At 47.7% G+C, this 15,224-nt stretch carries 12 protein-coding genes; 3 read left to right on the forward strand and 9 right to left on the reverse strand.

What is annotated here, in order from left to right:
- Position 1: 1 nt before the first annotated feature.
- The 4 genes from cydC to MKY62_RS20545 are packed head-to-tail and all read right to left on the reverse strand — an operon-like array spanning position 2 to position 5,880.
- On the reverse strand, positions 2-1,750 hold the full coding sequence (gene cydC / locus MKY62_RS20530; protein WP_003186390.1) for a thiol reductant ABC exporter subunit CydC: 1,749 nt from the start codon (positions 1,748-1,750) through the stop codon (positions 2-4).
- Complete coding sequence (gene cydD / locus MKY62_RS20535) at positions 1,747-3,471, reverse strand: thiol reductant ABC exporter subunit CydD (RefSeq protein WP_009329862.1); 1,725 nt, start codon at positions 3,469-3,471, stop codon at positions 1,747-1,749. Before cydD ends, cydC begins: the two co-directional genes overlap by 4 nt.
- Positions 3,471-4,487 (reverse strand): cytochrome d ubiquinol oxidase subunit II, encoded by a 1,017-nt coding sequence (cydB, locus tag MKY62_RS20540; protein ID WP_003186392.1) that lies wholly within the window; start codon positions 4,485-4,487, stop codon positions 3,471-3,473. The genes cydD and cydB overlap by 1 nt, the downstream gene beginning before the upstream one ends.
- Positions 4,474-5,880, reverse strand: a complete 1,407-nt coding sequence (locus MKY62_RS20545) for a cytochrome ubiquinol oxidase subunit I (RefSeq protein ID WP_009329863.1) — start codon at positions 5,878-5,880, stop codon at positions 4,474-4,476. The genes cydB and MKY62_RS20545 overlap by 14 nt, the downstream gene beginning before the upstream one ends.
- A 798-nt stretch (positions 5,881-6,678) precedes the next feature.
- Here MKY62_RS20545 and MKY62_RS20550 point away from each other — a divergent pair.
- A complete protein-coding gene (locus tag MKY62_RS20550) occupies positions 6,679-7,467 on the forward strand; it encodes a formate/nitrite transporter family protein (RefSeq protein WP_003186394.1) in 789 nt (262 codons plus the stop codon).
- 144 nt (positions 7,468-7,611) lie between these two features.
- Entirely contained in the window at positions 7,612-7,941 is a 330-nt protein-coding gene (locus MKY62_RS20555; RefSeq protein WP_003186396.1) for a DUF1259 domain-containing protein, read from the forward strand.
- Between the two features lie 17 nt (positions 7,942-7,958).
- Here the strand turns inward: MKY62_RS20555 and MKY62_RS20560 are convergent, their stop codons facing one another.
- The 4 genes from MKY62_RS20560 to MKY62_RS20575 all read right to left on the reverse strand — a co-directional run bounded on the left by MKY62_RS20560 (position 7,959) and on the right by MKY62_RS20575 (position 13,402).
- On the reverse strand, positions 7,959-9,290 hold the full coding sequence (locus MKY62_RS20560) for a malic enzyme-like NAD(P)-binding protein (protein WP_003186398.1): 1,332 nt from the start codon (positions 9,288-9,290) through the stop codon (positions 7,959-7,961).
- 34 nt (positions 9,291-9,324) lie between these two features.
- Complete coding sequence (gene nhaC, locus MKY62_RS20565) at positions 9,325-10,722, reverse strand: Na+/H+ antiporter NhaC (protein WP_003186400.1); 1,398 nt, start codon at positions 10,720-10,722, stop codon at positions 9,325-9,327.
- A 242-nt stretch (positions 10,723-10,964) separates the two neighbouring features.
- Positions 10,965-12,392: an aspartate ammonia-lyase gene (gene aspA / locus MKY62_RS20570; protein WP_003186403.1), complete on the reverse strand. Its 1,428-nt coding sequence runs from the start codon at positions 12,390-12,392 to the stop codon at positions 10,965-10,967.
- Positions 12,393-12,412: 20 nt separating this feature from the next.
- Positions 12,413-13,402 carry an asparaginase gene (locus tag MKY62_RS20575; protein WP_003186405.1) on the reverse strand — a complete coding sequence of 330 codons (990 nt, stop codon included), beginning with the start codon at positions 13,400-13,402 and terminating at the stop codon, positions 12,413-12,415.
- 215 nt (positions 13,403-13,617) lie between these two features.
- On the opposite strand from MKY62_RS20575, the gene MKY62_RS20580 reads away from it, so the two are divergent.
- Positions 13,618-13,965, forward strand: coding sequence for a helix-turn-helix transcriptional regulator (locus MKY62_RS20580; RefSeq protein WP_009329867.1), 348 nt, complete (start codon positions 13,618-13,620; stop codon positions 13,963-13,965).
- An 80-nt stretch (positions 13,966-14,045) separates the two neighbouring features.
- Here the strand turns inward: MKY62_RS20580 and MKY62_RS20585 are convergent, their stop codons facing one another.
- The gene (locus tag MKY62_RS20585) at positions 14,046-15,092 is read right to left on the reverse strand and encodes a lactonase family protein (RefSeq protein WP_009329868.1); all 1,047 of its coding nucleotides are present in this window, start codon (positions 15,090-15,092) and stop codon (positions 14,046-14,048) included.
- Positions 15,093-15,224: the final 132 nt, after the last annotated feature.

Genomic DNA, 15,224 nt, shown 5'->3' on the forward strand with positions numbered 1-15,224 from the left:
ACTAAAAAAGCCGGCTGACAGGCGCATCCAGACGATAAAGTCTTGAATAGCGCGGATTGTTTTCCAAAAGCTGCTGATGGCTCCCTGCCATTGCAAGCTTCCCTTTGTCTAAAAACAGAATCCGGTCGGCCGCTTCGGCTCCTGCCAAATGGTGTGTAATCCATAGAACGGTCTTTCCATCAAGTACTTGAAACATCGTTGAAAGAAGCTCCTTCTCTGTTTTAGGATCAAGGCCTACGGTCGGTTCGTCCAACACGACGATGGGTGCGTCCTGCAGCAGAATCCGCGCCAAAGCAATCCGCTGGCGTTCTCCACCTGAAAAACGGATGCCCGTTTCCTGTACAGATGTATGATATCCATCGGGAAGAGACTGAATATAATCGTGAAGCTTCACCTGGCGCGCCGCCCAATACACGTCCTCATCGCTCGCGTCAGGGTTCCCGAGCCGGATATTATTCAAAACCGTCGTATCAAACAGGTGCGGCTGCTGATTGAAAACGGAGACTACGCGTGAAATTTCTCCCTGAAGAGACTGCACAGAAATATCGTTCAATGTAATGTTTCCTTTAGAAGGAGCAAGCGCCCCTTGTATCAACGACAAGATGGTCGATTTACCCGCACCGCTCGGGCCTAGCAAAGCGGTCTTTTCACCCTGCTTTAATATAAATGAAACACCGTCCAACACCGGCTGGCCTTGCTCATAAGAAAAAGAAACGTCTTCAAAGCGAAGCGTGACATCGTCCAAACCTACAGCCTCCGCCCGTTCCTGCTGAACATCGGCCCCGTTCCCCCTTTTCGGCGGCTGCAGACCGTCCATTCTTTCTAAAGAATCCTGATACTCAGGGATTGAAGCCGCTGCGTCCGAAAGCGGAAAGAAAGCTTCCGTCAAAGGAAACACAACAAGGACAAACGCCGCAATAAACACAGGAGCCAGAGCCCCTTCCGCGCTTTGGCCGCCCGCCCATATTAGCATCAGAAGAACAAGTCCTGCCGCCAGGCATTGCATGGCAAAGTCCCTCCAACGACTGAAGCGCACCTGTTTCTTTTCGATCGCCAGCCATTCATGTTCTGCCGCTTCATACGAATGGACAAAGTCGTTTTGCCGGCCGCTGAAAACCCAATCGCTCACCCCCATGACCGCGTCTGTCAGCTGACGGTACAAGTGGCTCCGTCCTCTTTTCAGCGCAACATTTTTTGCCCTTGTCACAAGCAGGGAAACAAGCGGAACAAGAAATACGAAAACCGCGGCATAGACCGCCATTAGTCCAGCAAAAGGCCATGAAAAAAAGCCGATAGCTGCGATGAATACGCCATATAAAAGAAGAGCCGACAGCCCGGGAAATACCGTTCTCAAATACATGTCCTGCAAATGTTCAACATCGTCGGCCAAAATGCCGAGCATATCCCCCGTTCGGAAACGTTCACGCCATTTTAAAGCTTGAGGTTCGAGCATCCTGTAAAGCCTGACGCGCATATCGGATAAAATTTTCAAAATGATATGGTGCCCTGTCAACCGCTCAACATAGCGCGACACCGAGCGCAGAATCCCGAAGGTGCGAACCGCTACGATCGGAACATAGATCATCAAAACATTTTCCGGACGCGTAGCCGCTTTGGATATTAAATAACCGGAGGTAAACATGAGAGCAGCCGCCGAGCATGCCGTCAACCCGCCAAGCAGCACGACAATGATCAAAAGCCTTGTATTTTTCTTGATGTAGGGCAGAATCCACCCGTCTTCATTGTTCATGATGCACCTCCAAACGACTGCGCCTTCACGAGCTCGTAATAAACGCCCCGCTTTTCAATCAGTTCTTGATGTGTACCGGTTTCAGCCACCTGCCCATCTTTCAGCACGATAATTTCATCCATATCAAGCATCCAGTGAAGGCGATGGGTTGCCAAAAAAACCAGCTTGTCTTCAAACAGTTTTAACATCGTTTTTTTCAACTCGTATTCTGTTTCGATATCCAAATGAGCAGTGGGCTCATCTAAAAGAATAATCGGACGGTTGCCAAGGAAAGCCCGGGCAACGGCTGTACGCTGCGCCTGTCCACCGCTTAATGCCCTCCCGCCTTCACCGATCCGCTCTTTCAAGCCGTTTGGAAGCTGATCAATCAGCTCCGAGAGCCCGGCAGCTCTTGCTGCCTGTTCAACGTCTTCGTCAGAAGCGGCGGGATGATAAAAACGGATATTGGCTGCGAGCGTATCCGGAAAGATATAGGGATGCTGCGGAATATACAAGAGCTGATTTTGCCAGCTGTCCGTCTGCAAATGCGTTCTCTTTTTTCCCCCGACTTTGATAACGCCGCTTTTCGTTTCCAGGAAGCCGCCGAGCACATCGATAAGCGTAGATTTTCCGGCACCGCTTTCCCCGATGATTCCGATTTTTCTCTTTCCCTTAAATGAAAGAGAAATCCCGGATAAAGAGCAGTTTTCCTCATCTTCATGCCGCACATCTACATGCTTGAACTCGATTTGATCGTCGTCAGACCATCGCTCAAGACTTAAAGGCGCCTCATCCTTGAAACCCGGCGAATCCAATATCGCCTTGATCGCTTTACCGGCTTCGCGTCCGTTCAATGTAGCATGATAGTCATTGCCGACTTCCCGGACAGGGAGAAAAAACTCAGGGGCAAGAATCAGAATGGCAAGAGCCGGCTCCAGCGAGATGCTGCCGTCAACAAGACCGAGACCGAGAAAAACAGCAACGGTCGCTACGGACAGCATGGTGAAAAAATCAAGTGCAAACGATGACAGAAAGGCGATCTTAAGCGTACTCATCGTCGCCTTCCTGTACCGTTCGCTCACATGAAATATATTCTTAGTATGTGAACGGCTGATGCCCAGCACTTTCAATGTTTCCAGGCCGCGCAAGGAATCTGTAAAATGGTTTGAAAGCATCTCATACGTTTTCCATTGGCTGTCCGCTTTTCTTTTAGCCGCATACCCAAGAAGGATCATAAAAGTGATTAAAATCGGCATCGTAATCATTAAGACTGCAGCGGAAGATGTGTCTTTAAAAAAGACATAACAGACAACCGCCGGCGGTATAACGGCCATGCTGACCATTTTCGGCAAAAACAGCTCCAAATAGCGGCGGAACTGTGCAATTCCTTCCATCGCGAGCGTGACGACATGACCGGTTCCTTCTTTCCTCGCCAGCCTGGGGCCGGATTGGAAAAGCTTCTCCAAAAACTTTTTCCGCATGCCGGCCCCCGTCTCGGCGGCATAGTCAAATATCAGCTTTTGCCTGACAAGGGTAACAGCATGTCGAAATAAAAAAGCGGCGGTAAATAAGATGAGCAGCGGAAAGAGCGAACCGACGCGTTCTCCGTTAAAAAGGCGGGTAACCGCTTCAGCAAGCCATTCGGCCTGCATGATAATGGCGGCGCCCTGCATGCATGTCAGGACAGTGAGTACTGCAAGTATTCGTTTCATCCCTTTATATTGCAAAAGATCTTTTCCCATTAATAAATCATTGGCTCCTTGCTGCTGACCCGTTTTCTAAAAACATAGTAGCTCCAGATCTGATAGCCCAGCACGAACGGAAGCAGTGCCAGCGCGACGATCGTCATAACCTTTAAAGAATAGTCGCCTGATGAAGCATTATAAACGGTTAAGTCATATGCGCTTTTCACCGAGCTGATCATGACGCGCGGGAACAGCGCAGTGAAAATCGTCGCCACTGTAAGAGCGATCCCTGCGCCCGTCATGGCAAATGTCCAGCCGTCGCGTTTTTGTTTCATAAACACGATCGACAGCACATAGCAAACGACAATCAGAGCCGCAAGCGGTATCGTCACATGCCCCCTGCCCGTGAACAAGTCCGTTTCAAAAATGGATAATGCAACAAAGGCAACAAGCGCCGCCAAAACGGCGAATACGACTTTTTTGGCCAGCTGTCTTGCCCGGTCGCGCAAATCGGCTTCCGTTCTCAATGTAATAAAGATCAGGCCGTGCAGCAGGCAGAGAAGCGTAACGGCGACTCCCCCTGTCACGGAATAGACGTTCACATAATCGGTAAAACCGGCGTGCAGATTCATATCGGCATCAATCGGCATGCCGCGCAGGATGCTCGCAAACAATACACCGAACAAAAACGGCGGCAGAATGCTGCCGAAAAATACGACCCAATCCCATGTATTCTTCCATTTTGCGGTTTCGACTTTTCCTCTAAATTCAAACGCGACCCCGCGGCCGATCAATGCAAGAAGAACAAAGACAAACGGAATGTAATATCCGCTGAACATCGTGGCATACCAGTTCGGAAAAGCGGCGAAAATCGCGCCTCCCCCGGTCAGCAGCCAGACTTCATTTGCATCCCAGAAAGGACCGATCGTATTGATCATCACCCTCCGTTCAAGATCGTTGCGCCCGAGAAACCGCGTCGCCATTCCGACGCCGAAATCAAAGCCCTCAAGAAAGAAAAAACCGATGAACAGCACAGCGACTAATATAAACCAAAATTCATTAAGAGATACCATGGTAAACCTCCTGATCAAACGGGTCTGTCGATACGGAATCATCATGATGGTGGTCATGGTGTGCAGCCCCTTTTTTAATCTCCCGCACAAACAAGTAGACAAGAACGAGCGCCAGCACAAGATAAATCGCTGTAAACGCGATGACAGAGAACAGCAGCATTCCCGCTGATACGTTCGGCGACACGGACTGCGCCGTTGTCAAAATACCGAACACCGTCCACGGCTGGCGTCCGATTTCAGTCATGATCCACCCCGCCGTATTTGCAATGAATGGAAAGGCGATCAAAGCCACCATTGTCCGCAAGAACCATTTGCTTGTTTCGAGTCTTTTGCGGAAGCTGAGATAAAGACCGGTCAAAGCGGCAACGATCATTAAAAGTCCTGATCCGGCCATGATTCTGAAACTCCAGAATGTCGTTTTCACCGGCGGAATATAATTTCCTTCTCCGTATTTTTCTTCATATTGCTTTTGCAGTGTCTTCATTCCGGGCACATCGCCGCTGAATTGTTTATAAGCCAAATAGCTGAGCGCATACGGGATGCTGAGCTCGGATTTGTTTTCCTGCTTGTCCGTGTCAATGTTCGCAAGCACCGTCCATGCAGCCGGATCGCCGCTGTCATCCCAAAGCGCTTCGCTGGCAGCCATTTTCATCGGCTGGCTCTTCATCAGATGCTGTGCCTGCTCATGTCCGCTGAACGCAACGCCGCCCCCGGAAACAAGCGCCACAATCATCGCGATTTGAAAGGATTTTTTAAAAAAGAGCAATTCCTGTTTTTTCAGCATTTTATACGCGCTGACACCGGCAATGAAAAACGCCCCAGTGGCAAGCGCACCGAAAATGACGTGCGGAAATTCAACCCATAGCTGCGGGTTTTTAATAATCGCAAAAAAATCGGTCATTTCCGCGCGTCCGTTTTTGATCGCAAATCCGACAGGCTCCTGCATAAACGAGTTGGCCGCTAGAATCCAAAACGCCGACATGATCGTGCCAAGCGAAACAAGCCAAATGGACAGCAAATGAATCTTCTTCGGAAGGCGGTCCCAGCCGAAGATCCACAAACCGATAAACGTCGATTCCATAAAGAAAGCGAGCAGCGCTTCCACCGCGAGCGGAGCGCCGAATACATCACCGACAAAGCGGGAGTACTCCGACCAGTTCATTCCGAACTGAAATTCTTGTAAAATCCCGGTGACAACACCGACTGCAAAATTAATTAAAAATAAGTGCCCCCAAAATTTAGCCATCGTTCTGTAAATGTCTTTTTTCTTTGCGACATAAAGGGTTTCCATTAAAGCAACCATAAAGACAAGCCCGATTGACATCGGTACAAAAATAAAGTGAAAGATCGTTGTTGAAGCAAATTGAAATCTTGCCAAAATGAGTTCGTCCACTGTTCCTGTCTCCTCCTCTTTGTTCTAGCCGGGCCCGTTTGCCAAATGGGCATCACACTTGCTCAGACTTTCACATGCATCTTATTAATGTGATTATGATTACAGACAAAAGGGTGACCTCGGCCCGCATTGATGTTCCGTTATTATCAGGATGGTTATTTATACCTGTACTTTACCGCGAATTCCTTCTTAAATAAAGTACATTTTCCCTAATTTATGGATGTCATTGTGACAATTATACGAAGGAATTATAGATATTTTGTGACACGCTGGTTAACAAGCACTAAAACAACATGAGAAAAATGCCCCGAAATTCACGTGGAACATTTCGTCATTCAACATCTGTGATTCTTCGCGAAAGCCTGTCGCATCAAAAGAAAACCGTTATATGCAGTGAAACAAATTCGGGGTTTTCCTTCAGTGTGAGCGCGCCTTACGGAAAGTTCTGCTGTTTTGTCCAATCTGTGAAATCTTCCTTCCGCCTTCTGCGCATTCCCTTCATCCATTTGCTGATTTATCTCCACTGAAGCCTTCACGCAGCACGAGCTGACTGCACCGCACGTTTTTCCCCCTGCACAGCCATCCAGCTCCCGCTGACTATTAACGGAGGAAGGGAAGGAATATTTATTGCTTTGAAATAAACAATAACGATACCCCGTTTATTCTATGAAAATCGAACCATACATTTGTTCAAACAAAATACACAAAATTTGTGAAATGTTTCACAATATCCTGCTATACTTAGGTTGTATTTATGATAGATACTTCTTAAGTAAACACTTGATGGTGGTGGAAAACATGGAATCTAAATCACTTGTTCTAGTCGAAGAGCTTGCTTTAAAAAAGCAAAGCATCTTTGTGCAAAGCCCGCTTCGCTATCTTTTACGGGCTATGCTGGCCAGTATGTTTATCGGGTTCGGAGTCATTGTAGCGTTTAAAACGGGGAATCTCTTTTATGTTGAACATTCTCCGTTCACATATCCAATTGCAGCAATCACCTTTGGGGGCGCCATTATTCTGATCGTCTATGGCGGAGGAGATTTATTTACGGGAAATACATTTTATTATACATTGGCTGCGCTTCGTAAAAAAATGCGCTGGCCCACTGTGATCAAGCTGTGGATGTTCAGCTATGCAGGAAATTTAATGGGCGCCGTTTTTTTCGCAGGCCTCATCTTTGCGACCGGCTTATTTAAAGATCCTTCTTCCACCGGCTTTATTCTCAGCGTGGCGGAGCATAAAATGAATACGCCGGTGACCGAATTGTTCTTTAAAGCGATTCTGTGTAACTGGCTTGTCTGCCTTGCGTTTTTCGTTCCGATGGCGCAAAAAGGGGACGGAGCGAAAATGTTCTCTATGATGCTGTTTGTCTTTACTTTCTTTATTTCCGGTTATGAACACAGCATCGCGAACATGGCCACTTTTGCCGTCTCTCTGGTCACCGAGCATCCGGAGACCATTTCGATTGCAGGCGCAATCCATAACCTAATTCCGGTAACACTCGGGAACCTGGTCGGAGGCGCGTTTATGATGGGCTTCATGTACCACTATGCCAACAAGCCGGGCGGTGAAGAAATCATCAAATAAAAAGATCGTCCATTTTTAATGGATTCTAAATATGCGGGCTCCCTTCATAAAATCGTGGTAACTTTAAAAATGGAGGTTCAGCGATGCAAAGTTTTCATTCGCTTTGCCGGCAATTTGGACATATTTTAAATGGGGAGCCGCACATTGAACCACGGTGTCTGTTCTGTCAGCATCAAACGGAATTTGCGTGTCGCGATTCAAGGAAGACCGAGCCGGGGAGTCGGCATGGAAGAAATCATGTTCGAATCGCTCGATCAAAACGGAATCGCCTTGAATATGGCCGAAGTCGCAATTTTGCCTGAAGAAGTTCCGCTGTTTACAAAAAAGCTTGTCGATCAGGGCATCATTATCAGTGCTCTCCACAATCATTGGATTTTTACAGAACCGAATATTTTATATATTCATTTTCAATCTGTAGAACCGCCGTTAACATTCGCGAAAAAAACAGCTGCCGCTTTATCCGTATTGCGATGAAGCAGCAGCTGTTTTCTTTATCCGTTGATTTTTCCCATTTCTGAAAGTGCGACCCTTTCGACTGCTTTGGCCACAATCTCGTGAACTTCAGGGTTCAGCGGATGAGGCACAAGATCGCCTTGTCTTGTGCAGGATGCGATCGCTTCAGCGGCCGCAACCAGCATCGGGTGGCTGATCGAATCGGCTCCGGCATTTAACACGCCCCTGAAAATACCTGGGAACCCCAGCACATTGTTGACAGACCGTCCGTCTGCAGCGTAGGCTGCCCCGGCCTCGAGCGCATCCTCAGGCTCAATCTCCGGCTTCGGATTGGACAGAGCCAAAATCACCTGGCCTTCCCGAACCCATTTCTTATTGATCAATCCCGGAACACCGGTTGTCGCAACGACGATATCGCAGCTTTCCATCAATTCTTCGATGCTTTCAGCCGCATGGCCGCCATAGTTCTCTAAACGCGCCATCGCCTCAAGCGATTTATCCGTTCCGACAACACGTTTTACTCCATATGCCATAAACATCCTGCAGATCGCGACACCCGCCGCGCCCAGGCCGATTTGGCCGACATGGGCCTGCTTCAGATCCACCCCTGCACTCTTGGCTGCTGAAATGGCGGCCGCCAGCGTCACAACCGCCGTACCGTGCTGGTCGTCATGCATGACCGGAATATTCAGGTCGTTTTTCAGGCGCTCTTCAATTTCAAAACAATGCGGTGAACCGATGTCTTCAAGCAAAATGCCGCTAAAGCCGGGCGCGATGTTTTTAACCGTCCTTACGATTTCATCAGGATCATTCGTGTCGAGCAGAATCGGAACCCCGCTGATATCCGCAAGCTGGTCGAAAAGAGCGGCTTTCCCTTCCATAACAGGCATTCCAGCAACTGGCCCTATGTCTCCCAAGCCAAGGATGGCCGTGCCGTCCGTTACAATTGCAACCGAATTGCCGATTCCGGTATAAATATTCGCTTTTTGCGGCTCTTCTTTAATGAGCTCGCACACGTTCGCGACACCCGGCGTATACACCCGACGCAGATCAGCAAGCGAGCGAATCGGCATCTTGCTTTTCATGCGGATTTTGCCGCCTTCATGTGCAGCCAGCACGTCATCTGAAACGGTATGAAGATGGATGCCTTCTTTTAAGTTGCGGATCACTTCAAGAATCTCGGTGAGCTGTTCTTCATGCTCAACTTGAACCGTAATGTTCCGCATCGTATAATTCGGCCCTACCTTGATCGTTTCAATCTCTCCGATATCACCGCCGGCAAGGCCGATCGCCGTTGTCACCTTTCCAAGGTTTCCGGGTGCTGAAGGGATTTCCAGCATCAAATTCCGAATAATATTGTTGCCATTCATAACAGAATACCTCCATCAATTGTTTTAAAATCGGCTACTGAACCGGCGAGTCTTTTTTATCGGTGTACCAAATAAATTTACCTGTGTATCCGTACAAAATCGCAAGGCCGATTGAAACAAAGCTCAGCCACATGAACGGCACATAAGAGAAGGTCGAGACGCCGAGAATCCCCGCCATATATATGCCGTTGTCCGACCACGGCACCATGCCCGACGTCATCGTACCGCCGACTTCCGCGTTTCTGGACAGCACCCTCCGGTCAATTCCGAGCTTGTCATAGCTTTTTTCCATAATTTTCGGTGTTAAAATGAGCGAGACATACATCGCGCAGCCGAACACATTTGCCAAGAAGGCGACGATAATCGTCGAGAATGTGACGTTGCCGGCAGAAGTCAGCTTTTGCTGGAACTTGGAGACGATCACTTTTAGAACGCCTAAGTGCTCCAAGAGGCCGCCAAAGCCCAGACCGAGAATGATGACGACGACCGAACCGAGCATGCCCTCTATTCCTCCGCGATTTAAGAGCTCGTCCATAAATTTGATCCCGGTGTCAATGGAAAAGCCGTTGTATGCTGTGCCGATCGCATCCGCAAAGTCCATGCCTTGGAAGACCGCAGCCCAGATCGCGCCCAAAAGTGCGCCGATCGCGATCGTCGGCACAGATGGCTTTCTCATCGCCAATAGAACGATGACGACAACAGCCGGAACAAGCATCCAAATGTGAATATCAAACGTGTTCTGCAAAGAAGCTTTCAAAAATTCAACTTTTTCCAAATCAACATTTCGGCTTCCATACATAAAGCCGGTGATGGTGAACAGGACCGCCGTGATTAAATAGGCGGGAATCGACAAGTACAGCATCGCTCTGACATGGGTAATCACTTCGACCTTTGAAAGGGATGACGCAAGCACCGTACTATCGGAAAGCGGCGATAATTTATCTCCAAAGTAGGCTCCGGACAGCACGGCTCCGGCTACAAGCGGAAGCGGAAGCCCCAGCCCTTCCCCGATTGCCATCATGGCGATCCCGGCCGTTCCTACAGTCCCCCAAGACGTACCTGTGGCAACAGATGTGATCGAACAAATAATGAGCGTGGCAAGCAGGAATATGCTCGGGTGGATAAACTCAAGCCCGTAATAAATCAAAGTCGGCACAACACCGCCGGCTATCCATGTGCCGATAAGAGCGCCGACGGCAATCAGGATCAATATCGCTTCAAGTCCATTTGAAATTCCGTTTGTAATCGATTTTTGCAAATCTTCATACCGGTGCCCCAGGCGCAGTCCGAGCAAAATCACCAAGAACCATGAAATAAACAATGCCAGCTGAATCGGCAGCTCGAATTTGACTGTAAATGAACAAACTATCGCTAAAAATGCACCTAATACACAAATGATTTCCAACATTGATGGCAACCGTGCTGTTTTCAACCTAAATCCCCCTTAATTATTGAAACGCTTTCAAAATAAACTACATAAAAATAGCAATCTGCTTCAATTTTTTCTTAAAAATTTAACTAACAACGAACAGTATACCATGAAAAAGGCTGATGCGGTACCACTTCACCGCTGTTGTCCTTTCTCTTCATAAAGTTATTGAAGGAAAGCGAAAACACTCTGTGTTTCTATCCCGGTAAAATGTCAGAGTGTTTTCGCATACTGTTTTTTCCAGATCAATCCCGATTTAAAAGTTCAGCCCCGGCAATCCCCGGTTTTGTCATTTCATAAGGATTCAAAATCAGATCAAGCTCTTCTTCTGTCAACACATCGTTTTGAAGACAGAGATCGCGGACGGATTGGCCTGTTAAAATGGCTTCTCTCGCAATCCTTGCAGCTGCTTCGTAGCCAAGATGCGGATTGACCGCAGTGATGACGCCGGCGCTCTTTTCGACATATGCTTTTAAGCGTTTTTCATTCGCTTCAATACCTGCTACACAGTGATCAGTGAACGAACGGAATCCGTTGTTCATGATGCTGATGGATTGCAGGAGATTAAAGACGAGCACTGGCTCCATCACATTCAGTTCGAGCTGTCCGGCTTCAGAAGCAAGGCAGATCGTATGATCGTTTCCGATGACCTGGAAGGCGATTTGGTTGATCAGCTCGGCCATAACCGGATTGACTTTCCCCGGCATAATGGATGAACCCGGCTGTCTTGCCGGAAGGGAAATCTCCGCAAGTCCTGCGCGCGGACCTGATGCCATCAACCGAAGGTCGTTGGCGATTTTCGACATGTTCATCATGCATACTTTTAATGCAGCTGAAACTTCTGTGTAAGCGTCCGTATTTTGCGTCGCATCTACCAGATGGTCAGCGCCGACAAGCGGAAGACCGCTGATCTCAGCCAAGTGCTTGACGACATTTTCGATATAGCGCGGATCCGCGTTTAATCCCGTTCCAACCGCGGTAGCGCCCATATTGACTTCATACAAATGCTGGCGCGATTGTTTAATCCGTTTGATGTCGCGTTCGATCACGCGGCTGTAGGCTTCAAACTCCTGTCCAAGGCGGATCGGCACGGCGTCTTGAAGATGGGTGCGCCCCATTTTAATGACGTGGTCAAAGTCGCGTGCTTTTTTCTTAAAGGCATCAAGCATGTATTCCATTGTGTCCAGCAGCTTTTCCAGCAGCTTAAGCGTTGAAATATGAATCGCCGTCGGGAATACGTCGTTTGTCGATTGAGACATGTTGACGTGCGTATTCGGACTCAGGTGAATATATTCGCCTTTGTTGTGGCCGAGCAGTTCAAGTGCGCGGTTTCCGATGACTTCGTTCGCGTTCATATTCATTGAAGTGCCTGCGCCGCCTTGGATCGGATCAACGATGAACTGATCGTGCAGCTTTCCTTCAAGGATCTCATCAGCGGCTTGGACGATGGCATCTCCAAGGCCTTTATAAAGACGTTTTGTCTCCATGTTGGCAAGCGCCGCCGCTTTTTTCACCACTGCCAGCGCCTTGATCATTTCTTCGTGGATTTTATATCCTGTAATCGGGAAGTTCTCCGCTGCCCGCAATGTCTGAATCCCGTAGTAGACATCGGCCGGAATCTTCTTCTCTCCGAGAAAATCCTTTTCCGTCCGGTATGTCATTTCAGCTTTCATTTTTTAACCCTGCTTTCTTTTTATATGATGATATCGTCTGCAATCGGCGTTTCCATGATCTTTTTGACTTCAGCTTGTTGTCCGTTTTTCCCTAAAGCCCACATCAGCTTCGGAACGATCGCTTCAGTGTTCATATTTCTCGAGCGGATAATGGCATCCTGGTTTACCTTGCGGCCGACCTCGTAAATGCTCATATCCTCTCCTTCTTCAAGGCATTGCGTCGTGATCGCTACGACCATACCGGAATCGATCAGCTCGTTCACTTTTTCTAAAATGTTTCTTTTCTCAAAAGGAATGCCGCCGCTTCCGTAGCTCTCAATCACAATGCCTTTATATGAACCTTTCAGACAATCGAAAAACTCTGGTTTTAAACCCGGATGAAGCTTCACCAGACAAACGTCGGTATTTAAAGAGGTATCGAGTTTCAAAGCGCCTGGCTTTACTTCGGGAACCCGTTTGTTGTACTCGATTTCCTTATCGTGAATGAAAGCGATGTAAGGATAATTGATGCTTTCAAATGCATCGTAGCTTTTTGTTCTTAATTTGATCGCTCTCGTGCCTAAAATGACGCGGCCGTCAAAGACGACATATACTCCGCCGATGCCGTCGCACGCAAAGCGGACCGCATCTTTTATATTTTTTTTCGCATCCGTTTTCTTAAACGTAATCGGAACTTGGGAACCCGTAATCGCGACGGGCTTATCAATATTCTGCAGCATGTATGAAAGCGCCGCTGAGGTGTAGGCCATCGTATCGGTTCCGTGCGTGATCACAAAGCCGTCGTAGCGGCTGTAATTTTCATATACAGCCTCAGCCATCATCACCCAGTGTTCAGGCTGCATGTTGGTGCTGTCTATATCCATTAAAGATTGGCAATCTATCGTATAATTTGAATGATCATCAGATAAATAGCTGAGAAGCTCTTCCGCTTTAACCCCCGGAGCCAGTCCGTTTTCGCCTTCTACTGAAGCGATGGTCCCGCCGGTGGTCAACAGCAGTAACTTTTTCATGTGCTACACCTCTTTAAGAAGTAGTTTTATACAGTATAAATCATGATTTATTTTAGCAAAGAAGGCTTGATACATCAGGAATGTATACGCTTTATGCGTACCTTCAATGCAATTATAGTCCTCAAATGTGAAATAATCAAGAAACTTTATTCATTTCGCGTACACTTTTACTGATAATGTGCTATAATCACTGTGTATCAAAAGGAGCGTAAGATATGAATTTAGATCGATTAACAACACTGAGAAAAAACAAAAAATGGTCATTGCAATATACTGCCGACCGCCTCGGTATTGCGAAAAGCACTTACGCGGGCTATGAATCGGGATACCGCCGCCCTTCTTTAGAGGCGCTTATCGAAATCGCTGATTTATTCAATACCTCCACCGATTTTTTGCTCGGAAGAGTTGACGATCCCCGGGATGAAAAGGCTAAAAACGAAGCCATTGAACTGACGGATTGGGCTAAGCTCAAGCTGGCAGTCGACGGAACGCTTCTTTCCGAAGAAGAAATCAAGCAGATGGTTGCGTTTATCAAGGTCAAAAAAGGGCTGGATGCGGAGTAAAATGACAGCGGTTAACCGCCGCATGCTATAAAAAGAAAAAACTTGACTGGCTAAAAAGGCCAATCAAGTTTTTTTTGCTTTTATTGATGTAAAAATTTCACACAAACCGCTTCAGGAGCAGGAACTCCAGACTCTAAAAGCGTCAGCCGGCCCGTTGTCCGGTCTCTTTCAAACAATGTCAAAGTCCCTGTTTCCTGGTTGGAAGCAACTAAGAATTGCTCTGAAGGATCAATCTCAAAGTCGCGCGGCCATTCCCCTTCAGTTGATACGTGTTCAACCAGGGAAAGTTCGCCCGAATACTCGTTGACGCTGAAGACGGCGATGCTGTCGTGGCCGCGGTTTGAAGCGTATACAAATTTGCCGTCTTTCGTGATGTGGATGGCGCCGCCTTGGCTATGGCCGTCAAAGCCTTCCGGCAATGCCGAAATCACTTGAATCTCTCTGAATTCACCCAAATCGGGGTTGTATTCCAGCACGATGACTTCATTACTCAGCTCTGTTAATACATACGCATACTTTTCCTGTGGATGGAACTCGATATGTCTCGGCCCTGAGCCCGGTGCAGCAGCGTGTTTTTTCACTTCTTCAAGCCGGCCCTCTTTCAATTGATACGTGATGATATGATCCGTTCCGAGATCGACGGCCACTGCATATTTCTCATCAGGTGAGAATCCTGAATAATGAGTATGCGCTTTTTCCTGCCTCTCATGCGGTCCTGATCCCTCATGCTGTACTTTTGATGAAGGCTCAAGCAGGCCGCGGCTTTCATTTAAAGGATATGCCAAGATCGTCCCGTTGTGGTAATTGGCGGACAGAACATAACGGTTATCTTGATCCACACTGACGTGGCAAGGCGACGGTCCTTCCCCGGTCTGCTGGTTGACGATAGTCAGCTCTCCTGTGGAACCGTCAATACGATATGCGGCAACCCCGCCCTTATCGCCGTCTTTGACCACTGCATAAAGCATGTCATTGTCTTTGGCGATATTCAAATATGTCGGACTGCCCAGCTTTGCTGCCGGCTTCGGCGTGCTTAACGCCTTTTTTTCCGTATCAAGCTCAAATGTATAAATCCCTACGCTGTCTGCTTTTGTATATGTTCCGATATAACCTCTGTATTTCGCCATTTGATCCTCTCCTTTTTTGACAGTCGTCCATTCCTATTTTAACTCAGAGAAACTGAATTATCATGATCTGGTATGCAAAAACCTTAAGCGCTCACATGAAAAAAAACTTTTTATGATATTCTTAACATTAGA

The sequence above is a fragment of the Bacillus sp. FSL R7-0646 genome, assembly GCF_037969865.1.
Classification (GTDB): Bacteria; Bacillota; Bacilli; order Bacillales; family Bacillaceae; genus Bacillus; species Bacillus licheniformis.